This is a genomic window from Leptotrichia wadei, assembly GCF_007990445.1.
GTDB classification, from domain to species: domain Bacteria; phylum Fusobacteriota; class Fusobacteriia; order Fusobacteriales; family Leptotrichiaceae; genus Leptotrichia; species Leptotrichia wadei_A.
In genome coordinates, this window is record NZ_AP019841.1 from 1,458,458 (window position 1) to 1,484,855 (window position 26,398).

Genomic DNA, 26,398 nt, shown 5'->3' on the forward strand with positions numbered 1-26,398 from the left:
TTATTTCCTTTATAAAATAAAACTAGAATTTTGCCAATAACATAATTGAAACAACGAATGCTAACAATGCATAAGTTTCAACCATTACCGCATAAATAATACCTTTTGTATTTTGTTCTTCATTTTTAGCAAGTAAGCTAATACCAGAAGCTGCAACTCTACCTTGTGCAATAGCTGATCCATATCCTGCAAATGCGATTGGTAAACAAGCCATTAAAATTCCTAATCCAGTTTGTATTGGCATTTCAGGTTTTAATTTTCCTAACACCATAAGTCCGATAACAAATCCATATAATCCTTGTGTACCTGGCAATAATTGCAATACTAACGATTTACCAAACTTTTCAGGTTCTTCACTCATAAGTCCTGATGCTACTTCCCCAACGATTCCTACACCTTTTGCTGATCCAATTCCTGCTAATAATGTCGCTAATGCCGCACCTAATGTCGCCATTACGATTCCTCCATTTTGTACTAAAAACTGTGAAAAATTCATTTTATTTCCTCCTAATTTTTTTATTTATTAATAATTTTATTAAACTTAATTTTCTTGAAAATCAAAAAACTAATCATCAAGATTTATATATTTATTTTCTGTTCTAAAATCTTTAAACGGCTTTCCTCCGCCTTCATAAAACTTACCAAAATATTCAACATACATAAGTCTTGAAGTATGAACATAAGCTCCAAGGAAAGACAAGAACATATTAAATAAATGTCCACCTAGCAATATTACTGGAATAAATATCATTCCAACCCAGCTTCCGCTAATCATTCCAGCGATCATATTTATAGCCGACGCAATAAATCCACCAGAAAGTCCCAAAGCCATAAGTCTTGAATAAGACACAAAATCTCCAACATAACTTGAGATTCCGTAAAGGCTATAAAGCCCTCCTCCAAGTTTTGCTCCAACTCCCTTAGCATCACGTCCACCAGTAAGTACGATTCCAACCATTCCAACAATCATAATCCACATTGACACACTTGTTACAGCAGGCGATAAATTTTTCATTTTAAATACTAAATAAGCCATTCCGCCCATAAGTGCCATATACCAGAATAACACGTCATAAACAGCATCCAATGCCTTACCATCTCTAATAAGCATATACGCCTTTATTGCCAATCCAATAAATATATGAACTACTCCAAATACAATCGAACCAATTAATAAAGTATTATATTCTTTTGATGGATTTATAAGCCGCCACATTCCAGGTATTTCTGCTCCAAAATATGAACCATATAAAATTCCCCAGAAAATAACTGAAAAACTTAGATAAAAGAAAAATTTAACCGATTTTCTCATTTGTGAACTTAAGTTTACCACTTTCAAGACAAACATTGTTGCAAGCAGCAAAACGAGTCCATATCCTACATCTGCTCCCATCATTCCAAAAAACAAAATATAAAATGGTGTAAACAGCGGTGTCGGATCAATTTCATTATATCTAGGATAAGCATACATCCCTGTTAAATTTTCAAATACACTCGCAACTTTTCCATTTTTCAATTTTATCGGCACTGTCGCATCATCTTTTTCCGCTTCTTCAAACGTCAAATAATAACTGCTTCCAGTTTCACCTTTTACAACTTTTTCAAAGTCCTGAACTTTTTCCGTAGGAATCCATCCCTTTATTAAAACAGTATTTTCAGTTTGTGCCAATTTTTCTGATTCTACAATACGTAGCTTTTTATTTTGCATATATTCATAAACCGCCTGTAAATCAGTCAAATCTTCACTATAAGTCTTAATTTGAGCCTTCAGTTTACGTTTTTGCTTTTTCAGCTCACCTATTTCCTTTTGCAATTCATTTTTATAGTCTTGCGGAACTGCATCAATATCAAGATTTTCCACACCAAAACTGCTATTTCTAAAAACTTCAGACAATTTTTCCTTTTCACTTTCATCTATACTTGAAATTACAAGATAATAAACTTCATCTTTTACTATTTTAAGTTCTTCATAATAAGTTTTATCAAGTTTAGAAATGCCTTCAATAAATTCACCCTTTAATTTTAACGGTATCGTTCCAAGAAATGTATTTACCTTTTTCAATTTCTTTAATTCCATAGGATTTACATCTAGCCGTTCCCACAAATCAATCTCATCATATCGTGCATATTTTTTAGAAATTTCAGATTTTATTTGTGAATACTTCACTCCAATTGAATTTAATTCTGAAGTAACTTTTTTCCAGTCATAAGTCAGTACTTTTTTAGACAATGTATCAAAAGTATAATTTTCATTTCCATGAATAATATCCCTTAAACGTGTCTTTCTTTCATCATACTTCTTAATAAGAGAAATTGCACTGCTTAACTGATAAAGTCTTTCATCGATATGTGTCAATTCTTCATTATTTACATATTTTGAAACACCTTCAACCGCATCCTTATCTATTTCTCCATTTTCATCACGCAACTTAATGTCTACAAAATTTACTTCCTTAAATTTTTGAAGTGCCTTTAATACTTTAGCTCTCTGTTCTGCGAAAACAACCAATTCAAATTTGCTCATTTTAACTATTGCCATTATTTCACAATCCTCTCTGCCAACAAATTGACAACTTCATCTATTTTTTTCTCATCAATATTCAGAATACTGTTAATATTCTCTTCTTCACTACTTAAAAGAGAGTTTACTTTTTTTTCAGCTTCTTCTATTGAATGTTTTTCCAGATTTTGTGCTTCAATTTTAGCTTCAGAAATTATTTTATCGCCATCATCTTTTATCTTCTGATCAACATCCTTCAAAATATTCTTTGCTTTTTCATTTGCATCAGCAATAATCTGATCTGACTCCACTTCAGCACTTTTAATCTTTTCCAAAACTTCTTTTGCCAAGATATAACCTCCTTCACAAATTATTTTTTTAACTAATCATAATACCCATTAATAGATAAGATTTTTCAAGTTGACTGATTAGTCATTATATCTATTATGTTACCAATTTTTTTAATTATTGTCAAGTTTTTATTCCTATATTTATACTACTTCCTTAAATAAAAAAAATATAACACAATTAATTATGCTATATTTTTTTAGCACTATTTTCCCAAATCTATATATGTAGGATCACTTGGAAAAGAAAAACCTTGTTCCTTTGCTTTTTGTTCCTGAATTTTTAAATTATCACTATTAATAAATTCATTATCTAATCTTGCAACATCTTTTTTTAATTCTTTTAATTTATTCTCTTCTTTTTGTATTTTTTTCCCTAAACTTGCAACATCATATCCAACAAAAGATCTTAATAATGCCACTGACGTTATAATCACAATATAAAACATAACCGTTTTTATAAGTTTTTTATCTAGCCCTGCAGTTCTGGAAAGTTTTCTTCTAACTTCTGTAGGAGCTACTACTTTTTTTCTTCTTGCCTCTTCGTGTGATCTTGCTGTATTTGTAATTTTGGGAACATCTAATATTTCCATTCGCATTTTTTTATTTTTAGATACACTATTCATACTCCTTTTATTCACTCCTTTCAAAAATTCTCAATTTTGCCGAATGTGCCCTGTTATTCTCTTCCAGCTCTGATGTTTTAGCAACAATTGGCTTTCTTGTAATTATCTTTCCTAAACTTTTCTTGTTACACACGCAAATCGGTATATCCTTTGGACAAGTGCAAGGATCTTCATATTCACGAAATTTTTCCTTTACAATCCTATCTTCCAAAGAATGAAAAGTAATTACCAAAAGTCTGCCGTTTTTATTAAGCAATTTTACCGCCTTATCCAACGTTTCACTTAATACTTCAAGTTCTTTATTTACAAAAATTCTAATAGCCTGAAACGTTCTTTTAGCAGGATGTCTTTTCATACTTTTCCCTATCGACCGTATAACAATATCTGCAAGTTCTGTCGTAGTTTCAATAGGTTTATTTTTCCTATATTCCACAATTTTCTTTGCAATCTTTCGAGATTTTGGCTCTTCACCATATTTGTAAATAATATCAGCAATCTCTTTTTCAGAAAAATCATTGACAACTTCATAAGCACTTATTTTCAAATTACTGTCCATCCGCATATCCAGCCTTGCCTCAAATCTATATGAAAAACCTCTTTTAGCATTATCTAGCTGATTTGAAGAAACTCCTATATCCATCAGTATTCGATCCACCTTTTCAAATCCTGCAAGATAAACAACTGTATCAACATTTCTAAAATTATCCTGAAATATTTGAAGCTTATTACCAAATTTCTCCAGCCTTTTCTTGGCAAATTCAATAGCCTGAATATCCTGATCAATTGCAATAACATCTGAATTTTCAGAAGAATTTTCCAGAATACCTTGTGTATGTCCACCGCCGCCAAGCGTACAATCAACATAAACCGCATCCCCATCTGTTATTATATTGTCCATCACTTCATCAAACAGCACAGGTTTATGATATTCCATAAATTTCTCCTTTCTAATATTTTTAAATTTCAAATTTTTTACGTATCACAATTAAATTAGTAATTTACAGTCTAATTAATTATCAGATTATTTTATTTCTTTTACAATTACTGAGATATTTTACCACACTTTTCTTATTTTTTCCATATAACTTTTTAAATTTTTTATTTTTCAATTTTTTTAAAGCACAATTTCCTTTGCAATTCTCTCAACCACTTCTTTTCCCAAAAGTTCACCGATAATCGCAAGTGAAAAGTCCATTGCAGTTCCAGCGCTTCGGCTAGTTATAATATTCCCATCCACAACAGCTCTTTCCTTCTTTAATATCGCCTTCCCCTTCAGCAAATCATCTTCACAGGCTGGAAAGCAAACCGCATTTTTCCCTTCTAGAATCCCAAGACTTGCCAATACTGTTGGAGCAGCGCAAATAGCGGCAACTCTTTTATTTTCAGTATCTTTTGAAAATTTCAAAACATTATCCAAAAGAAGCTGTGATTTAAAATAATTGCCTGTCCCTGGTCCACCAGGCATTACAAGCATATCATATTCTGAAAAATCAATTTCTCCAATAACTTTATCAGCCAATATTTTCACTTTTCTTGCACTTTCCACAAGATTATCATCTGTAATTGAAACCGTATCCACAGCAATTCCAGCCCTTTGAAGCAAATCAACTGGCGTTATTGCCTCAACTTCTTCAAATCCATCCGCCAAAAATACTGCAACTTTTTTTTCTTTCATAATATTTTCCACTCCTTTATTGTGTTATTTAATTTAATTAATGACAAAAAATTCCACTCTTTGCCAAAAAAATTTATATTAAATAAAAAAATAACGTTGACAACTTTTATTTTAAAAATAAGCAATATTGCTTCCCATTAGAGTAAGATATTTATAAATCCTATTTAACAAAAAATCTTGATCCTTGTTCAGAAAATAAATAAAATATAGTTTTTATTTTTCAAATAGAATTTATCATAAAATTATAAAGACAAAAAAGGCTAATAAATAATATCACTAGCCTTTTTTAATTTATTAAACTAATTTTGCTATAACATCTTCAGGTGTGTCTTGTTGCAAAATTAAATCTCTAAATTTTTGAGCATCAGCATAACTGCTATTTCTAATTATTTTCTTAACAGTTAAACCAGATGAAGCACTCATACTAAATGAATCAAGTCCCATTCCTAAAAGCAACTTAGTAGCTCTCTTATCTCCTGCAAACTCTCCACACATACTTACACTAATGTGAGCTCCATGTGCAGCATCAATTACCTTTTGAATAGCTTCCAATACAGCAGGGTTAAATGAATTATATAAAGTTGAAACCATTTCATTTCCTCTATCTACTGCTAAGAAGTATTGTGTCAAGTCATTTGTTCCGATTGAGAAAAAGTCAACTTCTTTTGCAAATTTATAAGCAACAATAGCTGTTGAAGGAGTTTCAACCATTATTCCTACTTTTATATTTCTATCATAAATTTTTCCGATTTCATCAAGTTCTTTTTTACATTCTTCCAAAATAGCGTTTGCTTTTCTAATTTCATTAATTGAACTTATCATTGGATACATAATTTTAATTTGTCCATATTGAGATGCTCTTAAAATCGCTCTCAATTGAGTTTTGAACATATCTTTATTTTCCAATGAAATTCTGATTGCTCTATATCCCAAGAATGGATTTAATTCTTTTGGCAAGTCTAAGTATGGTAATTCTTTATCTCCACCAATGTCCATTGTTCTTATTGTTACAGGTTTTCCTTGCATTTTTTCAGCAACTACTCTATATGCTTGATATTGTTCTTCTTCTGTTGGGAAGTGATCAGAGTTCATAAATAGGAATTCTGTTCTATATAATCCAATTCCAGTTGCTCCAGATTCGATTACAGCATCAACATCATTAGGACTTCCAATATTTCCCCAAATGTCGACTTTTCTTCCATCAACAGTAACTGCATCTTCATGAATTAATTTTCTTAATTCTTCTTTTTCTTTTTTTAACACTTCTTGTTTTTTAACATATTCGCTAATCAATTCTTCAGATGGTTCCAGATATAATTCCCCAGTTTCTCCATCCATAACAACAAGTTCTCCATCCTTAACTTCTGTCAAAATTCCTTTTACTCCAACTACTGCCGGTAATTCAAGCGATCTTGCCATAATTGCAGAATGGGCTGTTTTTCCTCCAACTTCTGTAATAAATCCAATACAGTTTTCCAAATCCAATTGAGCAGTATCAGATGGAGTCAAGTCTTCAGTTACAACAATTGTCCCTGGTTCCAAGTTGCTCAAGTCATGAATTTTCATACCTAGCAAGTTTTTAAGCCATCTTTTACCTATATCTTTTAAATCAGCAGCTCTTTCTCTTAAATATGGATCATCCAATTGTGAAATCATATCACAATATTCATTAATTCCATCGTGTAATGCTTTTGCGGCTGGAAGCCCATCTCCTTTAATTTTATCTTCAACTTCCGAAATTAAATCATCATCTTCAAGAAGCATAATATGACCATCAAAAATTGCTGCTTTATCTTCTCCCATTTTCTCTTTTACTTTTTCTCTAATTGCAATTAACTGCATTTTAGATTTTTTCAATCCATTTTCCAATTTTGCAAGTTCAGCTTCAATTGTTGAATTTTCATCCTTAGTTTCCGGTACAACAATTTCCTCTGTTATAAAAAGTAATACTTTACCTATAGATACTCCTTCAGAAGCACCAATTCCTGTCATTCTTTTCATGTTTTTCTCCTCTATATATATAATTTTTTTTTACAAACAAATTTTAATGCAATTTTTTTAAAATTAAACTAACTTTAAACTTAATAAACATAAATTTACTTATAATACTTACTTCTATTAGCCTTTATATGATCCCTCAAAACTTTAACAATTTCTCCCTTTCCAAACTTTGTCGCCATATCCATTGGAGTACCGCCATGCTTATCAGTAAGTGTCGGATTAGCTCCATATTTTAACAGCATCTTTACAATTTCCACATTTGCCTTCAATGTTGCATCTTCAAGCGGAGTCCAGCCATCCACCGTACTTCCAATATTAGCAAGCCTGGAATCCTTTTTTAACAATGTTTCCACTGCTTCTTCATTTCCATAGTATGCAGCCGTTCCCACAGTCGTTCTATTAAAAATTGGATGTCTTTCATATAAATTTGCCCCATTTTCAATCAGAAGTTTCAGTATTTCCTGATTTCTTGCTTCAATAGCAACAATAATCGGAGTATACCCATCCTTGCTTTTAGAGTTGACATCGACTAATTCAGCTCCTCCACCGGCAATTAGCGATGATTCGTTCAAATCTACTCCATATACTCCTGCAGGTCTATTTATATATTCTTCTAGCAATCCTTTACGGTTCTTAATATTTTTTTCAATTGCAAGATAAAACTGAACATATTTGTTATTATGCTTTCGAATAGCATCAAGCAATGATTTTATCTGCCTTTCTTTCGTATCCTCTTCCTTTTTTTTCGTTACCAGATTTTCTCCAGTGTCATATTTAAAAGTTATTGGAAACATTATTTGACTAAAAAGCAATAAAATTATACCCAAGATCATTTTATTCCTTTTAAATAAAAAAAACTTACTCACTTTTTATACCTCACTAATAGTATTATACCATATCATTTTAAAAGTGCAAATTTTTTTTCCATATTTTCATAATTTTTTTATATTTTTATTATTCTTATACTCTGTTAATTGTAAAACTGCCCATTTTCAAATAAATAAAATTCTGCTTTTATCTCTAGTATTATTATTTTTTCATTTATTCAATCAGTTTATCACGTATTTATTAGATGCTTTTCCTGATTTAATTTTTGTATTTTTTCTACTGATGAAAATACTTTAATATCTATATTTATAAATTCTTTTAAAAAAATTTATTTTTTCCGTATTTTATCATATCGTTTTGCCATTTCTATTGCCTTTTTTTCTATATTTTCTAATTTTTTCTCTTTAGATTCAGTATTTACTTTCGTATCCCATTCCTTCTGATTCAAACGCAACTTTTCCCTTTCCTTGTCAGATAACTCTCCTAAAAGTAAATTATAAAGTTTTGCAACTTCTGATTTCCATGCTTCTATCATTTGTCCATCTACATCCACAGGCAAGGCATCTCTTCTCGTATCTTCCATTCTTTGCTTCATATAATCTTCATAACTGATTTTTAAAATATCTGGCTTTTTTGAAACTGTTGCTGTATTTGGCTTTTTACTTTTTTTATTTTCTTTTCCATACTTTGAACAATTCATTATTCCTAATGCTAAAACTGCTATTATTAAGATTATCTTTTTCATCTTTAAAATTACCTCCTTACATATTTGTATTATACTATATATTTTAAACAAAAAAAAGAGAAATAACAAAGTTTATCAATGTTATTTCCCAATATTTTAAATTTTTATATTCTACTCCATAAAACTAGGCAATTTAAAATTATTTTTTTTCTTTTTATTATTACCTGCCTGATTTGAAGAATCATCATTTTCATCTTTATTTCCATCACTTCCAGAACCGCCATTATTATCAGAAGAATCATCAGAATTATTATTATCTTTATCTTTTTTATCTTTGTCTTTATTTTCATCATCATTTTTACTATTTTCTGTTCCTTCTGAATCAGAATCACCTTCCGATGACCAGTCTGATTTTCCAGTAATTTCTCTTACAGCTTCAGCTAGTTTTTTAGTTTTATTTTTTTCTTCCAGCTTTTTAGCATCTTCTTCCACTTTATTTTCTGTTTCATTTTCAAGTTCTAATTCCTGCTTAGCATCTTCTGCTGCTTTTTCGCTCTCAGATTTTTGAATTTCTTTATTTTTAACTTCTTCTGTTTTAAAGCTTTGAGTTTTTTCATCTTTGTCAGAATTTTCAGATTCCTTCAAAATTTGCTCAGCTGTTTCACCTTTAATGATTCGTCTAACTTCATCTCCAGTAATAGTTTCCTTTTTCAGCAATAATGCCACTACTTCTTCTAATTTGCTCCAGTTATCCTGTAAAGTATTTAAAGTATTTAAATATTCTTCAGTTAGTATTTTTCTTATTTCAAGATCAATTTCCCTAACTGTTTCATCACTTTTGTTTGGAGCAAATGAATATTCATCATCTGAATTTTCAAAGTTAATTGGTCCTAATTTTTTACTCATTCCGACACTTTCAACATAAGCTCTTGCGACTTTTGTAGCACGCTTTATATCAGAATAAGCACCTGTACTTATATCTTCCAATCCGATTTCTTCAGCGGCACGCCCACCAAACAGCACTTTTATTTCAGCCAGCATCTGTTTACTTGTAGTTACTAATTTTTCTTCAGGAAGCGGCATCATAAATCCACCAGCTTCACCTCTAGGAATTATTGTAACCTTATGAACAGGATCAGCTCCTGGTGTTAATTCAGTCATAATAGCATGTCCAGCTTCGTGATAAGCCAATAATTTCTTTTCTTCAGGTTTAATAATTTTACCTTTTTGTCCAAGTCCCATTCCAATTTTATCTACAGCTTCATCCAGATCAGCCATTTTTATCGTATCACTGGCTCTTCTTGCTGCCAAAATAGCCGCTTCATTTAACAAGTTAGCCAAATCAGCTCCGACAAATCCTGGAGTTATTTTAGCAATATCCTCAAGTCTTACATCTTTAGCAAGCTTTTTATTTCTCGAATGAACTTTCAATATCGCAATACGTCCTTGTAAATCAGGCGCATCAACTGTCACACGTCTATCAAAACGTCCAGCACGCAATAACGCAGGGTCAAGCACATCTTCCCTATTTGTTGCTGCAAGCACGATAACTTTTGTATCAGTTTCAAATCCATCCATTTCAACAAGCAGCTGATTCAATGTTTGTTCTCTTTCATCATTGCTTCCACTATTTTTTCCAACACTTCTTCTTCTACCAATAGCATCAATTTCATCAATAAATATAATTGATGGGCTAGATTCCTTAGCTTTTTCAAACAAGTCCCTTACACGTGAAGCACCAACCCCAACAAACATTTCCACAAATTCCGAACCTGAAATGCTAAAGAACGAAGCTCCAGATTCACCAGCAACCGCCTTTGCAAGCAATGTTTTCCCTGTTCCAGGTCTTCCTAACAAAAGCACGCCTTTCGGCACTCTTGCCCCAGCTTTTGTATATTTTTCAGGATTTTTCAAAAAGTCAACAACTTCCCGTAATTCTTCTTTCGCTCCATCAACACCTGCAACATCATCAAATTTTACATCAGGCTTTTTATCAATTTTATTAACTCTAGATTTTCCAAATCCGAAAATGTTTCCAGGTCCTCCACCTTGTGAACCTCCAACCATTTTTTTAGCTAAATAAACCATAAGAGCTATCATTATAATCATCGGTAAAAATTGCCCTAAAAGTAGCAAGAAGAAACTTCCTCCCGATGGCTGCAATGAATTTAACTTCACTTTCTTACGTTCAATCGCATTAATGATAATCGGTTCATTTCCGACTCTATCTGTTATTTTCTTTGTGAAATAAAGGGTATCTTTTCCATTTTCATGAGACTGTGCAATCAATTTATCATCTTTTTCATTTATTTCAGCAAATTCCCCAGCTTGTGTCCTATTTACAAATTCTGTATATGAAATTTCCTTTTTAGCTTGAAAATAAGTTTGTATATCCTGATGGAATATCGCTGTAAAAGTGAATAGCAACACTACGAAAATAAAGAACAGAAATCCTGAAAATGGAGATTTATTTCCATCATCCTGTCTATTATTTTTTCTATTGTTATCCTTCCGCAATTCTTCCAACCGCTTTCTAATATCGTTTTTATCTTTCTCTGCCATTTTTCCTCCCAATTACTAATAATTTACTTTTACTCCCGTTTCCTAATTTTTTTATTTCTTTTTCTATCTCATTTTCCTGAATTTTTTCCAAAAATTTTGAAAATTTTATATCCGAAATTGCTAAAATTTCTGTCACTTCATTAGTATTTCCATTTTCCAATTTTACATCATCACTTGAAAACTCTAAATTATTTTGAATTCCAGAAACCTTAACTCCTACAATCGGAACAAAATCTCTTTCCCCCTTTGGAACTTTTTCATCAATCAAGATTTTCTTCACCTTTTTATGTCCTAAATTTTTCAAAGAAATTCTATCTCCATCTTTTCTATTTCTGACAAAAAATTCCCCATTTTCTATTCTATCATCAATTTTAAAAATAGCATATTCTGCATTTTCATCCTTTTTAAAATTTTCAATATTTTCATATAGGGTTATTTTGTAATTATACCATTTAATACTTTGATTTTCCTTTAAAATTATGGTTTTATCAGATAATATTCTATTTTTATCACTTTCTAGATCTTCTTTTGTATTTCTATTTAAAATCTTTACAATTTCCAGTTTCCCATAAACATTTTGCAAAATTTTATTTTCTCCTAAATAAAATTCCTTTGTCCCTGCATTTTTCAATTCTCCATTTTTATTAAAAAAACTCCTAAAAATCTGATCAATCTTTTCCCTTGAAACTTGCACATTATTTTTTTTCAGAAAAAAACTCAATTCATCCTTTTGATTAACCTCATTTTTCTTTAGAATTTTAAAATTTCCCTTTTCTAAATTTTTCTCATTTTCAAATTTTTCCGCTCCAGCAAAATTTCTTTCATTAATTTCCACAATCAAAGATTCCACTTTTCTTCTAAAATCTGGATTAACCCTTTCAAAGCAAGGAAAAATTTCATTTCTAATAAAATTTCTCGTATAATCATTTTCATTATTTGTATAATCAACTAAATATTCCCAATTCCGACTTTTCAGAAAATACAAAATTTCACTTTTTTCAAATCCTAAAATTGGTCTTACTATATTCTCACGCACTTCTGGAATACCCTTTAACCCATTCATAGACGTTCCACGTAAAAGCCGAAAAATAAAAGTTTCCACATTGTCATCCATATTATGACCTGTTGCAATTTTATTATACCCAATATTTTTCCTAACTTCCTCAATCGCTTCATACCGTAATTCCCTAGCCGCTAATTCCAATGATTTCTTATTTTCTTTTGAATATTTTTTTACATCCACACTTTGAATATAACAGTCAACATCGTTTTCAGATGCAAACTTTTTTACAAATTTCAAATCATTCTCAACATCAGCCCGCAAATTATGATTGACATAAACAAGTGAAATTTCCATCGAAATTCGACTTTTTAAAAATTTTAGAAAATTATAAAGAAAAACCGAATCAGGCCCTCCAGAAAATGCAATAAGAACTTTATCTCCTTCTGAAATCAATTTTTTTTCAATAACTTCTATTGATCTCTTCAATATTTTCTTTTCTATTTTTTTTACTTTTTCCATTAAATTTATTCCCAATTTTTTATTTTTTTCCATTAAATCTATATGTCCAATATTTTTACTCTTACAAATAGCCAAACTCCTTGTTTTACACTACTTAATTTAACTATAATTTTAATTTAATTAGATTTATTTTAATTGCCCGCTCTCACGACGTTTTTTCAAATGTTCCTCATGTGTCTTTGAATAATATGTTTTTCCCTTATATGTAAAGAAAAATAAATCATCTGTCTTCTCAGCATTTAACACAGCCTTAAAAGTTTCAATTGGAGGATTTCCAATTGGTGTTGGAGGCAATCCTTTGACTTTATACGAATTATACGCTGTATTCTGTAATTTTAAATCATTTCTCGTAGCCTGTCTTCCCAACTCATATTTTAACGTAGCATCTGACTCCAGCTTCATCCCAATTTCTAATCTTTTCAAAAATATTCCGGCAACTTTAGGCTTATCCGCTTCATCAGGCACTTCTGCTTCCACAATAGAAGCCAATTTTAAATCATCGTAAAATTTCTTCTTGTCAGGATATTTTTCAGGCGGAAATTTTTTCAAAAACTCATCAAGAATAGTTCTAATAACTTGTTTTGTTGTAACATTTTCAGAAAAAATATAAGTTTCAGGATAGAAATATCCTTCAAAATTATTATTTTCATGCGGATATGGAAAATCAACCTCGCTCAAAGCTTTATTAATTTCCTCAGTATTTCCCAATTCAAGCGCTTCCATCCGAGCAAACACTTGCTTTGATGTAAATCCTTCAGGAATTGTAAGTCTTATTCCATTAGTTTCACTATTCTTTATTTTTTTTATAATTTCATATTTTGAATATTTCCCATTAAATTTATAAGTTCCCACTTTTAACTTTATATTTCCACCATTTAATTTTAGATATATTCTATCCATAATTCCATAATTCAATTTTAAGTCTTTATAAATTTGTATAAAATTTGTCCCTTTTTTTACATTTACATTAACATTTTTATACTCCCTTTTTGCAAAAAAGAAGTTAAAAAAGAGTGACAGACACATAAACAATATTAAAAATATTATGACATAAGTAATTTTCAATGTATTTTTCATTTTTTTCTCCCAAATATTCAGTATTTTTATTTGTAAAAATCTACAAATTTCAATTAATGTGAACTTTTTCAATTAATTTTTTCATTTTTTTGTATCTTTACCATTATTTTCTATTTTATTTTTATTTTTTAAATTTTTATTTTTTAAATCCTCATCATTAAGCTCAATAACTTCTACACTTTTAGTTCCATCCTTAGTTTCAAACCTTGTCATTCCCTCTTTTCTCATTCTTCTCTCAAATTCCCTTTTTGCACCAATTGTATCAATTTGAAACACACTTGCAGGATTTTCACTCAATCTTCTTTCCAAATCATCCGTTCTATTTTTTAATTCAGCTTTTTTCCTTTCATTCTCAAGTTCCCGAATACTTTTCATATTTACATCATAATCAAGATTCTTAAGATTACTTTTATTATCCACAATTTTTTCAAACTCATCCAATTCATCATTTTCAAGTGAAATTTTATTATTATTCGGATAACGTGAAAGAACTCTTGTAACTCCATTATAATATCTTATAATCATATAGCGATAATTTTTATCAAAGAATATAATTTCATTCCTATTATTTTTAAAATATTTCTTTTCAATATCCAAATACACATTCCCTTTTTTTTCTTCGATCCACCCTCTCTGCATTTCTTCATTCCATTTATCAGTCTGCGGATCAAAATAACTTTTAATTATTCTATATCCATTTTCCTCCTGCAAAAAATCATATCTTACATTTTTCAAGTTTTTCTCCGAATTATCATCTGTTTTTATCAAATACCACGTTCCATAACTCTTTGCCGTTTGAAATTTTATAATCGGATTAACTTTATCATCTATTTTTTTTATAAATCGTTCAATTCTATTAGTTTTTTTCAACTTTTTCTGTTGTTTTTCCTCTTCCTCATCCTGAATCCGATCCAAATAAATCAAATCCCCATCTTCATCATCTGTTTTTTCCAAATCTTCATTTTCAAAATCAGTATTACTATCTTTATTAATAATAATATCAATTTTTATCGCCTCATCCTCAACTCTATTTCCACTAATTTTCTTTTCGCCACTTTTATTTTCACTAACAGCTTTTCTGCTCCCGCCAGCAAACATTGACAATGAAAATATCCAGAAACAGACTGCGATGTAAAATTTTACTTTCCTATATTGATTAAATTTCTGCTTATCCAAAGTATTCACCTTTTTTTCATTTTTTTATTATAATAAAACTTCTTTATACTAAATCCTGTTTGAAATAAATATCTTCACATTAGGAAATCGAAATCCTTTACTAAAATTTAGATAGAAAAAGCGTAAATTCCAAACCCTAAAGTTACAATAATTTTTTCAAACTTTAGTTTTATTATTCCAGTTTTTTCTAATTATATCACACATTTTTCAAATTTCAAATTAAATATTTTATATTATATTTTCCAATTTACAAGACTTAATCTCAAATACTGGCTTTTATTATATTTATTTATTTGGTAACAATGGAATTTTCCACTAAATCTAATTTAAAAAATAAAAATTATATTTTATATTAGTCCGCCGTTTAATAATTGTTTATATAACAAAAAAACTGTCCTAAAATTAAAACAGTTTTTTCTTCCCGATTATTTTACTTAATTCTACCTATATCCTTTCTAAAATACATTCCATCAAATTTAATTTTATTCAACAATTTATAAGCATTTTCCTTAGCTTCATCCAATGTCTTTCCAAATGCAACAGCATTTAATACTCTTCCACCATTAGTTTTGAATTTTCCATCTTCAAATTTTGCTCCTGCGATAAATACTAATTCATCATCTGCAGCATTTTCAATTCCAGTTATAACATCATCTTTTTTGTAACTTTCTGGATATCCTCCTGCAGCTCCTACAACACAACAAGCATGAAGTGGTTTCCAAGTAACATTTAATTCCGATAATTTTTTATCAAATGAATATTCTACTAATTCTAACAAATCATTTTCCAATAATGGTAGAACTGCTTGAGTTTCAGGGTCTCCTAATCTCATATTGTATTCAAGCAAGTAAACACCTTTTGCCGTAATCATTAGTCCAAAGAAAATTACACCTTCAAAATCCATTCCTTCAGCTTGCATTCCCTTTAAAGTCGGATTCATAATGTCATTTTTAAAACTTTCAAAAACTTCATCTGTCACATAAGGATTAGGACTTATAACTCCCATTCCACCTGTGTTTAATCCTGTTTCATTTTCTCCAATTTTTTTGTGATCTTTTGCTGATAACAATGGTACAATAACTTTGCTATCTGTAAATGAAAGTATTGAAGCTTCTACTCCATCCAAAAATTCTTCAATTACAACTTGATTTCCAGCATCTCCAAATTTTTCATCAATCATTATATCATCAACCGCTTTTATCGCCTCATCAAGATTTTGAGCAATAATTACACCTTTCCCAGCCGCAAGACCACTAGCTTTTACAACTACAGGAAAATCTTTCCAATTATTCAAAAATTCTTTCGCTTTTTCAGCATTATCAAAGATTTCATAAACAGCAGTTTTTATCCCATATTTTTTCATAAAATCTTTAGAATAAGCCTTGCTTCCTTCAAGAATTGCCGCTTGTTTATTAGGCCCAAAAATTTTCAACCCATTTTTATGAAATTCATCAACAATACCAGCTACTAATAATTCTTCACTTCCAACAAATGTCAAATCAATATTATTTTCCTTAGCAAATTTAACATACTCATCTATATTATTCGATAAATTCACATTTTCAGCTTTTGGCAATAACTCCGCTCCCGCATTCCCTGGTGCTATAAATATTTTCTCCACCTTTTCATTTTGAGATATTTTCCAAGCAATTGCATGTTCTCTTCCACCTGCTCCTACGATTAATACTTTCATTTCCTTGTCTCCTCCTTGAATATTTATATTTCTGATTTACTTTATATCTTTTTTATAAATATATTTTATCATATTTTCTTGCAATATTACATCATTATTTTACATTATTATTTACTTTCATTTAAAATTATTCAAATGTTTTTAATTAACTATTGACTTTTATTTTAAATATGATATACTATTATTGTAATTAAATTCAATAATAGTCAAAGCCCTTTGTTATTGGGGCTTATTTTTTTTATCTTTTTTTTCATTTTTCCAGTTGATGTATTTTAATGTCCAAGTTATAATTGCTAATATTATAATTATTATAGACAATACTAACATTATTTTTTCAAACATATTTTTTACTCCTCTTTTAAATTAATAAATGTAGTGAAAAGGCCAGAGGGTTTGTTGAACCATAGCCCTTTTTGTTATTGGTCCTTATTTTTCTTGTGCTTTTGGTATTCTCTATACACTTCTAAAGCGAATTGCAAGATACTACAAATTGCAGCAAGTAAAAATATTTTTTCAATAATAGTCATTTTTATCTCCTTTCCATTTCACTACAAATTTATAATATCATAAAAATTATACCCAAATCAATAAAAAACATTAAATTTATAAAATTTTCTTGCTCCCTAACTTCAAATATGTTATCCTAAAATCAAAAATACTAAAAAAAGGAAAAATATATGAAAAAAAACAAAATTCTTTATACGATAAACTATGACAAAATTGTGAATTTTAAGGAAAGAGTAACTCGATTTACTGTTAGATTTGAATTTAAAGATTCTGAAAATGAAGAATATTCAGGAGAAGACTTTGCTCATTTGCACGATACTGGAAGATTGACGGAATTATTGATTGATGGTGCAGAATTGTTGATAAAAAAGGCAAATAATAAAAATCGTAAAACTAAATGGGATATTATCGCAGTAAAAGTTCATGGAGAGATTATTCTTATAAATACGGCTTTTCATCGATATATTACAGAAGCCATATTTCACGATAATGAAATTTCTCCATTTGGAGAACCCTCGTATATAAAACCTGAAATTAAGCATAATAATAGTAAACTAGATTTCTATTTAGAAACTGAAAAAGAAAAAATTTTTATTGAAGTAAAAGGTTGTACTTTAGTAAACGGAAAAATTGCTCAATTTCCTGGCTCTCCTTCAATTCGTGCCTTAAAGCATTTGAGGGAACTTATGGAACTTAAAAAAGAAGGATTTCGGACAGCAGTTTTTATTTTAATATTCAGAAAATCTGAAATTTTTGCACCCGAACATATTGTCGACAGAGAATTTTCTGAAACTTTTTATGAAGTGATAGAAAATGGTGTTGAAATTTATCCGATGCTTTTAGAATATAGGGAAGATGGGAATGTTTATTTTGTTAAGAAAATTGGGATAATGGAGAAGAGATTTTAGTAATTTTCTAGAATCTCTTTTCCCTCTTATTTCTTAATCTGAAATATTTAATTTTTTGTTTAATTATAAAGAAATTTAATATTGCCTCAACTTAATTTACAAAAATTATAAACTTTATTTATCTAATTTTTGATGTCGTGGACAATCTATCAAAAAACAGTCATATAAAAATTTAGGATAAATTTTTACTTCTGGTTTATAATCTGTTTTCAAAATTTTCTCATACTCCGCCTTCAAATTCTTTATTTGCCTTTTTATCTCCCTAATTTCTTCTTTTTTCTCAGATTTTGTCCACTCTCTTTTAAATTCTCCATTTTTAACATCCTCTATTTCTTCATTTTTAAATTTCAATGCTTTCTCAAAAGATTTTTCTAATTTATCAAATTTATTTAATCGCTTTAATGAATAAAAATAAATTGGTAGTTCCTCATATGGTACTTGGCAATCCTTTTGAGCGTCTATTTTTAAATAAATTTCTACAAGTTTTTTATAATTCTCAGATAAATAATACAGACTTTCTAAATCACTACAAAAAAAATAATTATTATCAATATTTTCTAACATTAATTCATTAATTTGAGCCTCAATATTTACAAATTCCTTCAACTGAACCTTATTCGCAATATAAATATACTTTATCTTAGCAAAATCTTCTTTTTCAAATTCAAAATCTTTTTTTATTAATTCTTCTAAAATTATTTTCGCCTCTTTATATTTTCCATTAATCATCAGCAAATTTGCATATTCAAACTTATAAATTGGATTATTTTCTAATTCACAAGCTCTTTTATACATTTCTTCCGACTTATCATATTTCCCAGCACCATAATAATCCGCCCCAAGCCCATAATAAGCCTTTGAATTATTTGGATTAAATGCAACAGCCTTTCTCAAAGTTCTAATTGCTCTCTTACTGCCATATCTCTGATCATCATAATAAAAACCTAAATTAGTATAAATCCGTGATTTTTCCTCATTAGTCAATTCATTTTCATATTTTTTAATAAATTCATTCAATAATTTATAAATATCATCCCATTGATAAGTTAATTCATTGTAAACTGCCGCTAATTGACAAATAACTTCAACATTTTTGGGATTTTCTTTCAATTTATTTTCCAAAAATATTTTATACTCTTCATAAACAGAATCATAATCACTATTATTTCTAATTTTTTCTTGAATATATTTTATCCATTCTTTTACCGTTTTTCTTTCTAAATTTTTTTGTTTTTCCAATTTTCCTCCTAACCTAACTTTTGATGTATTGGACAATCAACTAAATAGCAAGTTTTATACATTTTTTCTAAATTTATTTTTGTATTTTGAGGCTTATAATTACTATTCATTATCTTTTTATATATCTCCAAAATCTTTTTTATTTCATTCTTTTCTTCTTCAATAAATTCATCAATCTCTTCTTCATTCCAGTATTTTTTGTCATAAATTTCTCCAACTTCAATTTTTTCAATATACTTATTATGTTTTTGAATCAATTCTGACAATTTGTTTTCTGCTTTCTTAAAATTTCTTAATTTTTTTAAACTGTAAAAATAAAATGAAAAACCCATATTATAATAAAAACGTTCTTCCCAGTCAAGTTCATCTATCTCTTTTTCAAAAACCAAGACACACCTATCGTATTCTTCAAATAAATAATATAAGTCTATAAGTTCTTCAAATAAAATTTGCTCATCATAATAATATTTCTCTAACGACACTTTCTCTAACAATTTATCCAGAATTGGCTCAGCCAATTTTTTATCATTGGTATAATGTAAGCACAGTGCCAATGCATATAAAATTCCTGCACTTTCAGGTTCCTTTTCATAACATCTCAATAACATTTCTTTCGCTTTTTCAAAATAACCACAATAAAACAACGTTATCCCATAATTATAATCATCTTCTATTTCCTTCTCATCTGAAAATTTTTCCATTTCCTGAAAACATTCAAGTGCCTTTTTGTATTTTTTTCTTTTTAAATAATATTCTCCCAATACTTCCCATACAACCACTGATTGTTTCCCCATTTTAATTAATTTTGTCAAATAATACTTACACATTTTATCATCATAAGCATCTTTTTCATATAAATCAGCCAAATCCTGATAAATAATAGCCTTCTCATCATCATTTAAATCTTTTGAATATTTTTTCAAAAACTCCTCTAATACATTCACACTCGTTTTTCCATCTTGATACACCGTAAAATAAGCTATCGCTAATTGACATACCTTTTCTACATCTCGCGGATTTTTCAAAAGATATTTCTCTAAATAATCCTTATATTCAATAAATGCATGCTTATAATTATCATAACTATCATTTTTTTGAATTTCATCCTGAATATATCTCGCCCACTCTTCTTTTGTTTGTTTCATAATTTTATTCCTTTCGTATTTCTTCAATCCTCATCAATTACCAAATGTTGTGGACAATCTGCCATCCAGCATTCATATTTAAAAAACATTGTTATTTCCATCTTAGGCTTAAAATCTGTATTTAATATTTTTTCCGATACTAAATTAATATTCGCCAATCTCTTTTTTTCATCTTCTATCATTTCCAAAAGCTCTTCTTCCGTTGTATCTTTCTGATATTCTTCATCAGTCTTCATTTCTTCAATATTTTGTAAAATTTCTTTTTCAGCTTTTTTCACTATTTTATTTATTTTTTCAAATTTTCTTAATTGCTTTAAGGAATAAAGATACGGTGCTATGGAATTCGCTTCTAAATAAAAATTACTTTTATCTGCATATTTACAATATTTTTCATAATTATCGCATAAATAAAATAAATCTTTTATTACATCTTCATCAAACGTGTGAAAACCTTCATACGTCAACCAATTCAAATATTTTTCATAATCTGTTTTCTCCAGCATTTCAAACTCTTTTATTTTTTCCAAAAGTTTTTCTATATTTTCAGTATCTTTATTTCCTAAATAAATTTTACAAAGGACCCTGTAAAAATGATATTTAATGTTGTTTGAGTCTCCCATTAACAAATTATCTAAAATTTTTTCAGCTTTTTTATATTCTTTATTTTGAATTAAAATCAGTGCATATCCATAACTATATTTCGCTTCATCACTCATTTTGCAGGCAATTTCTATATTTTCAAGAGATTTTTGATACATTTTAACATGAAAACAAATACCTGCAAGTCTGTAATAAATGTCTGCATTATTTGAATTAATTTTTATTGCTTTTTCAAGATAATCAATAGCCTTTTCTTCCATACATCCCCTATCTTCACACAAATAAGCCAAATCAGCATACATTCTAAACTTTTCATCTTCTGTTAAAATATCAAAATTCCTTTTCAAAAATGTTTCTAAAATTTCTATACCGTCGCATTTCCTGCTCAAATAGCAAACTCCCGCCAACTGACAAACGACTGAAACATCCTCAGGATTTTTTACAGTTTCCTTTAACAAGTATTTCCTATAATTTTCAAGTGCAACATCATATTCTGTTCTGTCTTCATTTTCCAATTTTTCCCATATTTTATAAATATATTTTTTCATACCTTCATTCAATTTAACTTCAATATCCAATTTCATCTCCCAATTTTTATTTTACACTTATTATAACATCTTTTCCCAAAACAAAAAAGGCTACAATAAAATTCCGTAACCTTTTTCTATCTTTAAATTATCTACTTCCCATTCTTCCTATCATTTATAACTTTATCCACATCTTTAACATACTCATAATCAGCTTCTCCCAATTTCACATCTTTTCCAGTTGGCACATACCACAAAAATTTTGAAAAATAGTCTTTCAATTTTTTGTCCGAAAAATCATAACCTGCCATCGCATAAGGATAGTTTCTCATTATTTTCAATTCTTCATCTGGAATATTTTTTATTTCATCTTTATCTAAATACCTTATCGCATAGGCATCATCTGTCAAATCATCCTTAAATTTAAAACCTTTTTCCGTTTTATCAGGAAATACATAATTAACTCTCAAGCCTTTTATTTCTGTCAATTCAAATTCTTCTTCAGGCTTGAAATTATTTGTTTTAAAATATAAATAACCTTTTTTCAATCTGGCATAAAGAATTTTGTATGGCTCATTTGTTTCATAATTTTCTTTGTAAGCATAATCAACATTTCCTTCTCCAGCCAATTGCCATTTTATTTCTTTCCCATCTTTTGTCTTTATCACAGGCATCGCAATAAGAGCATCTCCTGGCTCAACAATCACTTCAAAATCATCCACCTTCTGATTTTTCCATTTTGAAATAGTTGACCAAACATAGTTGAAATCAACAGTTCCAACACCACTGCTTCCATCATAATGATAACTGTGCTCAACTACATTTTCTCCCTTTTTAAAATTAGCCTTAAAATAGTAAACATAACTCTTTTTGTAATATTCATATTCTTTTAGTATCTTTTCTTCATCATATTCCTTAAAATATTTTTTAACTTCTTCCAGTTGTTTTACATCTTTCGGTGCAAAATCAGTCAATCTATACGCTTTTGTACTCACATTTTGTCCATTGACAGAAGTTTTAAAATCCTTGAAATGATCTCTTTCATCCCATGCTTCATTCCCACCTTCAGGCGTAATAAATCCAATATATCTCTCCCCAGCTTCAGGACTATCAAACACAAATCTAACAGTTACCACCATTTCATTATCTATCGTCCCATACTCCGACTTAAATTTTTCCAATTTAAAACGAAGCCTCTCACTCTTTATCGAAACATTCGACACATTCATCGGCACAATATGCCCACCTTCCGACCCAAATTCCCAGTCATTCGCCAATAAGTTCGCACCAAAAATCATAACTAGAGCAAATAATAACAGTATTCTGATTTTTTTCATGACTACCAACTCTCTTTCTTTTATTTTTATATTTCATTAAAATTATACCTTATTTTTAATTTTTCTCCAATATATTTATTCTTATTTTTAAGAAACTTGAAAAAAATTAGAATATTTTTTATAACTTTAAATTTTAAAAAGAAACGATAATTAAACATTATTTAAAAAGTTTAAAATTTTTTTTGTTTCAGTAATTTTTTAATTAATCAATATTTTATTTCCCAAATAATGCTAAAAAAATATCTTTTGAATTTTCATTTCCAATAACATAGACACCTTCTTTTAGTATTTTAACATATGTTATTTTAACTATTGGTTCATTTGACATTTCAAGTTTTTCAGTAATCTTATACACATTTTCTCCTATTTTTTCTACATCAGTTGATAATAATCTTAATTTGTATTCGGCTTTTTCTTTTTCATAATATTCTTTATATTTTTCATCTTTCCCATCATTAATTATTTTTTCAAAGTCTTTTTTATCTTTTTCAACTATAAACAATCTTTGTAAAAATAAATTTTTCTTTTCTTTGTCATATAATTCTGAGATTACATTACTGTACTCATATTCTCTAGGTTCTTTTACTTTTCTAAATTCAAGTTTTTCAGGCATTAATATCGAAATATTTTCAAAAATTTCTTTATTTTTTCTTTTACTCAAAATTGTATTCTGAATATAATTTTTTTCTTCTATTTCTTTTTTCAATTTTAGTTTTTCATCTCTTTCAATTTGTTTTGGAGTTCTAGACTTTGGTTCAGAACATACTCCAAACTCACTACATGAAATTGCTACAACCCACGGTACTGCATATCCCACACCAGCTGCCACTCCTAATGCAACACAAGAATTTAATCCAAATATCCCTAGCAACATTAAAAATAAAATTTTAAACTTTCTCATACCATTCTCCCTCTCTCTATTTTAAAATTTAATCTCATTTAAATTATACCCTATTTTCTTTAAAAAACCGAATCATTCCTTTAGAATCCATAGGTATTCCTGATTACCTCAAACCTAAGATTTTACAATTTTTACTGTATTTACATCCACATTGGGATAATCAATTCCATTAATATAAACCGTATTTTTATCCCTTGCCACACCTTTTTCCAAAATCTCAAATGTTTTTATATCTACTTCATTATCTCCATTTTGTTTTTTCACCGTTTCTCCATCATAATAAATAGTTCCTTTATCTCTTGCATACCCATCTTTTAATATTTTAAAACTTTCCACATCAGGTAAAAATTTATTGTACTGACTGACTACCCCATTTACATATTTCACGACAAGTTTATCATCCCAATAAACTTTGCCATCTTTAATCGTATATTCTGCAAATCCAATATTTCCAATTAAAATAATTAATCCTAACATCCTAAAAAATTTTTTCATAAACACAATCCTCCTTCATCAAAAATCATTTAATAAACAGAAAAAGACTGAAATAATCAGTCTTATCCAATAAATTAATCTAAAAATGTTGTATTTTTTACTTTCCACTGTTCCAGTTTTATGTGCACCCAAAAACCGTATATTCCAAATGTCACTACTATTAACAATAACCATTTTATCCAATTTCCAAATAATCCTACTGCAGTTCCGTTGAATTTTAGCCTTCTTCCTTCTATAACAGTATGGTTTATTTTCCAGCCATAAATCATGCACAAAGCCCAAGGATAACAAATTCCAAACGTACACCAAGTTAAAAGACTTCCTAAAATGATCCAGCCAACATAACTTAACAGTCCCCCATCAAAATAACTTCTATTTTCCATAATCTCTCCTTATAATAGATCTGTTCGACAACTTAATTTTTTTACAAAATTATCTATTTTCTCTCAGATAACTGATAAGTTCTTGTTTATTATATTCATCTTTTTCTTTCAATATCTTTAATGAAATCGAAAAAAGTTTAAATGCTTCAGCAATCCATTTTGTTTTATCAGAAATATAAATCATCGCTTTTTCAAACATATTTTCTGCAGTTTCTATCAATTCTAGTTGTTCTTCATTTACCATATTTAAAATATTTCCATTATTATCCATAAATTCATATTTTTTCTTAAAATCATATTTGATTATTTCATTTCCATTCATCATCGCAATGATATTGCCTTCGATTACAACTTCGTTTTCCTCTTGAAATAAACTTAAAAAATCACTTTCTTGCACATCTAATAATTTCTCTAGTCTTGGAAGATTTTCCACTGTCGAATTTTTATCAAAAAAGATTTCATCAACAAATCCTTCTTTCCAAATCTTTAATTTTACTTCAGTTTCATCATTTTTTAAAATCATATTAATCCTTCTTTTCTACCTGTAAAAATTTTAATTTGAGAATATTCTAAATTTAATCTCATCAATGTAATTTATATCACATTATTAATATATTGTCAATTATAATAAAAAAAAAGAGTTTAAAAACTCTTGTAAAACATAACTTTTATAATGGTGGGACCGGTGGGGATCGAACCCACAACCTACCGATTAAGAGTCGGTTGCTCTGACCAGTTGAGCTACGGTCCCGGATTGTTTATAACTTTTTTAACAACATAATTATAATATCATAATATCATATATTTGTCAAGACTTTAATTTTATAAATTTTAAAAAGGTGTATTGAGTGATTGCATAATCAAGATGATAAAATATTGGGATATACGAATTTATAAAAATATGCTATAATAAAAGTATAATACCTGTTAAATGAGGTTTTATAAAATTATGGAGATGATAGACAAATCATAAAAAGAAAGAAGGTTTAAAATTATGAAAAAATTTATTTTAATGTTAATGTTTGTTTTGGGAACATTTACTTTTTCTGAAACTACAATTAGTGAAGTAGAAAGTTTTTTCACCCCAAAAGCACAAATTTATGTTTCAAATCAAAAAGATTGGTTTTCAGGGATGGATCCAGCATCAGATAATGATGAAATAATATGGGAAAAACTTAATTATTTTATTAATGTAGTTCCAATTGGAAACAAATATAGAGTTTCATACACACCATTTGACAATGTAAAATCTTATAATAAAGAAAAATATCCAATATTAAATTATAAAATTGAAAAAAAATATTATGTAAATAGCAAAAAAAATCAAAATACACCAGTTACGGATTCGTATGAAATTAGGGTTGAATTTGGAGTAATTAATACTGGAACAGAAATAAAAAAAGGTAATAAATACGAAAGAACTGACTTCCAAATGCTTTCAGAAAATGAATTAAATGCTTTATTAAAATCTAAAAATGCAAAAAGGCTTAATTCTGAAACAGAAAAAAATACAAAAATATATTTAGATTGGTTACAACACAATGCCAATTAATGAATTGCAGAGTAGAATTTTTTTCTACTCTTAATTTTTATTGCAATTTCAAATCCACTTATACTTAATACTATTCTCCGTTTAAAAAGTAAATATTTATTTTAATTATTTA

General features: G+C 28.7%; 25 protein-coding genes and 1 tRNA gene. 2 read left to right on the plus strand and 24 right to left on the minus strand.

Annotation, left to right across the window (positions count from 1 at the left end; genetic code table 11):
• Positions 1-22 precede the first annotated feature (22 nt).
• The 15 genes from FVE74_RS07010 to FVE74_RS07080 all read right to left on the minus strand — a co-directional run bounded on the left by FVE74_RS07010 (position 23) and on the right by FVE74_RS07080 (position 17,034).
• The gene (locus FVE74_RS07010) at positions 23-496 is read right to left on the minus strand and encodes a V-type ATP synthase subunit K (RefSeq protein ID WP_018499629.1); all 474 of its coding nucleotides are present in this window, start codon (positions 494-496) and stop codon (positions 23-25) included.
• 69 nt (positions 497-565) lie between these two features.
• Complete coding sequence (locus tag FVE74_RS07015) at positions 566-2,539, minus strand: V-type ATP synthase subunit I (RefSeq protein ID WP_147003849.1); 1,974 nt, start codon at positions 2,537-2,539, stop codon at positions 566-568.
• On the minus strand, positions 2,539-2,850 hold the full coding sequence (locus tag FVE74_RS07020) for a hypothetical protein (RefSeq protein WP_147003850.1): 312 nt from the start codon (positions 2,848-2,850) through the stop codon (positions 2,539-2,541). Before FVE74_RS07020 ends, FVE74_RS07015 begins: the two co-directional genes overlap by 1 nt.
• Positions 2,851-3,053: 203 nt before the next feature.
• Positions 3,054-3,473 carry a cell division protein FtsL gene (locus FVE74_RS07025; RefSeq protein WP_147003851.1) on the minus strand — a complete coding sequence of 140 codons (420 nt, stop codon included), beginning with the start codon at positions 3,471-3,473 and terminating at the stop codon, positions 3,054-3,056.
• 7 nt (positions 3,474-3,480) lie between these two features.
• Positions 3,481-4,407, minus strand: coding sequence for a 16S rRNA (cytosine(1402)-N(4))-methyltransferase RsmH (gene rsmH / locus FVE74_RS07030; RefSeq protein ID WP_147003853.1), 927 nt, complete (start codon positions 4,405-4,407; stop codon positions 3,481-3,483).
• A gap of 180 nt (positions 4,408-4,587) precedes the next feature.
• On the minus strand, positions 4,588-5,148 hold the full coding sequence (locus FVE74_RS07035; RefSeq protein WP_147003854.1) for a DJ-1 family glyoxalase III: 561 nt from the start codon (positions 5,146-5,148) through the stop codon (positions 4,588-4,590).
• A gap of 294 nt (positions 5,149-5,442) precedes the next feature.
• Entirely contained in the window at positions 5,443-7,149 is a 1,707-nt protein-coding gene (ptsP, locus tag FVE74_RS07040) for a phosphoenolpyruvate--protein phosphotransferase (RefSeq protein ID WP_147003855.1), read from the minus strand.
• Positions 7,150-7,244: 95 nt separating this feature from the next.
• Complete coding sequence (locus FVE74_RS07045; RefSeq protein WP_232053903.1) at positions 7,245-7,982, minus strand: ankyrin repeat domain-containing protein; 738 nt, start codon at positions 7,980-7,982, stop codon at positions 7,245-7,247.
• A gap of 323 nt (positions 7,983-8,305) precedes the next feature.
• Positions 8,306-8,722 (minus strand): hypothetical protein, encoded by a 417-nt coding sequence (locus FVE74_RS07050; protein WP_147003857.1) that lies wholly within the window; start codon positions 8,720-8,722, stop codon positions 8,306-8,308.
• A gap of 111 nt (positions 8,723-8,833) precedes the next feature.
• The gene (gene ftsH / locus FVE74_RS07055; protein WP_147003859.1) at positions 8,834-11,224 is read right to left on the minus strand and encodes an ATP-dependent zinc metalloprotease FtsH; all 2,391 of its coding nucleotides are present in this window, start codon (positions 11,222-11,224) and stop codon (positions 8,834-8,836) included.
• Positions 11,208-12,746 carry a tRNA lysidine(34) synthetase TilS gene (gene tilS / locus FVE74_RS07060; RefSeq protein ID WP_147003860.1) on the minus strand — a complete coding sequence of 513 codons (1,539 nt, stop codon included), beginning with the start codon at positions 12,744-12,746 and terminating at the stop codon, positions 11,208-11,210. The genes ftsH and tilS overlap by 17 nt, the downstream gene beginning before the upstream one ends.
• 126 nt (positions 12,747-12,872) lie before the next feature.
• Complete coding sequence (gene mltG, locus FVE74_RS07065) at positions 12,873-13,823, minus strand: endolytic transglycosylase MltG (protein ID WP_147003861.1); 951 nt, start codon at positions 13,821-13,823, stop codon at positions 12,873-12,875.
• A gap of 81 nt (positions 13,824-13,904) precedes the next feature.
• A complete protein-coding gene (locus tag FVE74_RS07070) occupies positions 13,905-15,008 on the minus strand; it encodes a hypothetical protein (RefSeq protein ID WP_147003862.1) in 1,104 nt (367 codons plus the stop codon).
• Positions 15,009-15,429: 421 nt separating this feature from the next.
• Positions 15,430-16,692, minus strand: a complete 1,263-nt coding sequence (gene purD / locus FVE74_RS07075) for a phosphoribosylamine--glycine ligase (RefSeq protein WP_147003863.1) — start codon at positions 16,690-16,692, stop codon at positions 15,430-15,432.
• A gap of 219 nt (positions 16,693-16,911) precedes the next feature.
• Positions 16,912-17,034, minus strand: coding sequence for a Vpu (locus FVE74_RS07080; protein ID WP_146960487.1), 123 nt, complete (start codon positions 17,032-17,034; stop codon positions 16,912-16,914).
• 335 nt (positions 17,035-17,369) lie between these two features.
• Here FVE74_RS07080 and sfsA point away from each other — a divergent pair, with 335 nt between their 5' ends.
• Positions 17,370-18,107, plus strand: a complete 738-nt coding sequence (gene sfsA / locus FVE74_RS07085) for a DNA/RNA nuclease SfsA (RefSeq protein WP_147003865.1) — start codon at positions 17,370-17,372, stop codon at positions 18,105-18,107.
• A gap of 114 nt (positions 18,108-18,221) precedes the next feature.
• On the opposite strand, the gene FVE74_RS07090 is transcribed toward sfsA, so the two are convergent.
• From FVE74_RS07090 to FVE74_RS07130, 9 genes are all read right to left on the minus strand, one after another.
• A complete protein-coding gene (locus tag FVE74_RS07090) occupies positions 18,222-19,346 on the minus strand; it encodes a hypothetical protein (protein WP_147003866.1) in 1,125 nt (374 codons plus the stop codon).
• Between the two features lie 8 nt (positions 19,347-19,354).
• Positions 19,355-20,491 (minus strand): phosphoheptose isomerase, encoded by a 1,137-nt coding sequence (locus FVE74_RS07095; RefSeq protein ID WP_147003867.1) that lies wholly within the window; start codon positions 20,489-20,491, stop codon positions 19,355-19,357.
• A 23-nt stretch (positions 20,492-20,514) separates the two neighbouring features.
• Positions 20,515-21,675 carry a tetratricopeptide repeat protein gene (locus FVE74_RS07100; RefSeq protein ID WP_232053904.1) on the minus strand — a complete coding sequence of 387 codons (1,161 nt, stop codon included), beginning with the start codon at positions 21,673-21,675 and terminating at the stop codon, positions 20,515-20,517.
• 95 nt (positions 21,676-21,770) lie between these two features.
• Complete coding sequence (locus FVE74_RS07105) at positions 21,771-22,955, minus strand: YARHG domain-containing protein (protein WP_147003870.1); 1,185 nt, start codon at positions 22,953-22,955, stop codon at positions 21,771-21,773.
• Positions 22,956-23,169: 214 nt separating this feature from the next.
• Positions 23,170-23,856 (minus strand): hypothetical protein, encoded by a 687-nt coding sequence (locus FVE74_RS07110; RefSeq protein ID WP_147003872.1) that lies wholly within the window; start codon positions 23,854-23,856, stop codon positions 23,170-23,172.
• Positions 23,857-23,970: 114 nt separating this feature from the next.
• A complete protein-coding gene (locus FVE74_RS07115) occupies positions 23,971-24,351 on the minus strand; it encodes a DKNYY domain-containing protein (RefSeq protein WP_232053905.1) in 381 nt (126 codons plus the stop codon).
• A gap of 74 nt (positions 24,352-24,425) precedes the next feature.
• Positions 24,426-24,734 carry a DUF898 family protein gene (locus FVE74_RS07120; RefSeq protein WP_147003874.1) on the minus strand — a complete coding sequence of 103 codons (309 nt, stop codon included), beginning with the start codon at positions 24,732-24,734 and terminating at the stop codon, positions 24,426-24,428.
• A gap of 49 nt (positions 24,735-24,783) precedes the next feature.
• Positions 24,784-25,257, minus strand: a complete 474-nt coding sequence (locus FVE74_RS07125) for a hypothetical protein (RefSeq protein ID WP_147003876.1) — start codon at positions 25,255-25,257, stop codon at positions 24,784-24,786.
• Between the two features lie 151 nt (positions 25,258-25,408).
• Positions 25,409-25,485, minus strand: a tRNA-Lys gene (locus FVE74_RS07130).
• 243 nt (positions 25,486-25,728) lie between these two features.
• On the opposite strand from FVE74_RS07130, the gene FVE74_RS07135 reads away from it, so the two are divergent.
• Positions 25,729-26,286 (plus strand): hypothetical protein, encoded by a 558-nt coding sequence (locus tag FVE74_RS07135; RefSeq protein WP_147003878.1) that lies wholly within the window; start codon positions 25,729-25,731, stop codon positions 26,284-26,286.
• Positions 26,287-26,398: the final 112 nt, after the last annotated feature.

Coding starts and splice junctions, on each gene's coding strand:
- FVE74_RS07010 (WP_018499629.1), bottom strand. CDS start 496: ATGAATTTTTCACAGTTTTTAGTACAAAATGGAGGAATCGTAATGGCG.
- FVE74_RS07015 (WP_147003849.1), bottom strand. CDS start 2,539: ATGGCAATAGTTAAAATGAGCAAATTTGAATTGGTTGTTTTCGCAGAA.
- FVE74_RS07025 (WP_147003851.1), bottom strand. CDS start 3,473: ATGAATAGTGTATCTAAAAATAAAAAAATGCGAATGGAAATATTAGAT.
- rsmH (WP_147003853.1), bottom strand. CDS start 4,407: ATGGAATATCATAAACCTGTGCTGTTTGATGAAGTGATGGACAATATA.
- FVE74_RS07035 (WP_147003854.1), bottom strand. CDS start 5,148: ATGAAAGAAAAAAAAGTTGCAGTATTTTTGGCGGATGGATTTGAAGAA.
- ptsP (WP_147003855.1), bottom strand. CDS start 7,149: ATGAAAAGAATGACAGGAATTGGTGCTTCTGAAGGAGTATCTATAGGT.
- FVE74_RS07045 (WP_232053903.1), bottom strand. CDS start 7,982: ATGATCTTGGGTATAATTTTATTGCTTTTTAGTCAAATAATGTTTCCA.
- FVE74_RS07050 (WP_147003857.1), bottom strand. CDS start 8,722: ATGAAAAAGATAATCTTAATAATAGCAGTTTTAGCATTAGGAATAATG.
- ftsH (WP_147003859.1), bottom strand. CDS start 11,224: ATGGCAGAGAAAGATAAAAACGATATTAGAAAGCGGTTGGAAGAATTG.
- tilS (WP_147003860.1), bottom strand. CDS start 12,746: ATGGAAAAAGTAAAAAAAATAGAAAAGAAAATATTGAAGAGATCAATA.
- mltG (WP_147003861.1), bottom strand. CDS start 13,823: ATGAAAAATACATTGAAAATTACTTATGTCATAATATTTTTAATATTG.
- purD (WP_147003863.1), bottom strand. CDS start 16,692: ATGAAAGTATTAATCGTAGGAGCAGGTGGAAGAGAACATGCAATTGCT.
- FVE74_RS07080 (WP_146960487.1), bottom strand. CDS start 17,034: ATGTTTGAAAAAATAATGTTAGTATTGTCTATAATAATTATAATATTA.
- sfsA (WP_147003865.1), top strand. CDS start 17,370: ATGAAAAAAAACAAAATTCTTTATACGATAAACTATGACAAAATTGTG.
- FVE74_RS07095 (WP_147003867.1), bottom strand. CDS start 20,491: ATGAAACAAACAAAAGAAGAGTGGGCGAGATATATTCAGGATGAAATT.
- FVE74_RS07100 (WP_232053904.1), bottom strand. CDS start 21,675: ATGAAATTGGATATTGAAGTTAAATTGAATGAAGGTATGAAAAAATAT.
- FVE74_RS07105 (WP_147003870.1), bottom strand. CDS start 22,955: ATGAAAAAAATCAGAATACTGTTATTATTTGCTCTAGTTATGATTTTT.
- FVE74_RS07110 (WP_147003872.1), bottom strand. CDS start 23,856: ATGAGAAAGTTTAAAATTTTATTTTTAATGTTGCTAGGGATATTTGGA.
- FVE74_RS07115 (WP_232053905.1), bottom strand. CDS start 24,351: ATGAAAAAATTTTTTAGGATGTTAGGATTAATTATTTTAATTGGAAAT.
- FVE74_RS07120 (WP_147003874.1), bottom strand. CDS start 24,734: ATGGAAAATAGAAGTTATTTTGATGGGGGACTGTTAAGTTATGTTGGC.
- FVE74_RS07125 (WP_147003876.1), bottom strand. CDS start 25,257: ATGATTTTAAAAAATGATGAAACTGAAGTAAAATTAAAGATTTGGAAA.
- FVE74_RS07135 (WP_147003878.1), top strand. CDS start 25,729: ATGAAAAAATTTATTTTAATGTTAATGTTTGTTTTGGGAACATTTACT.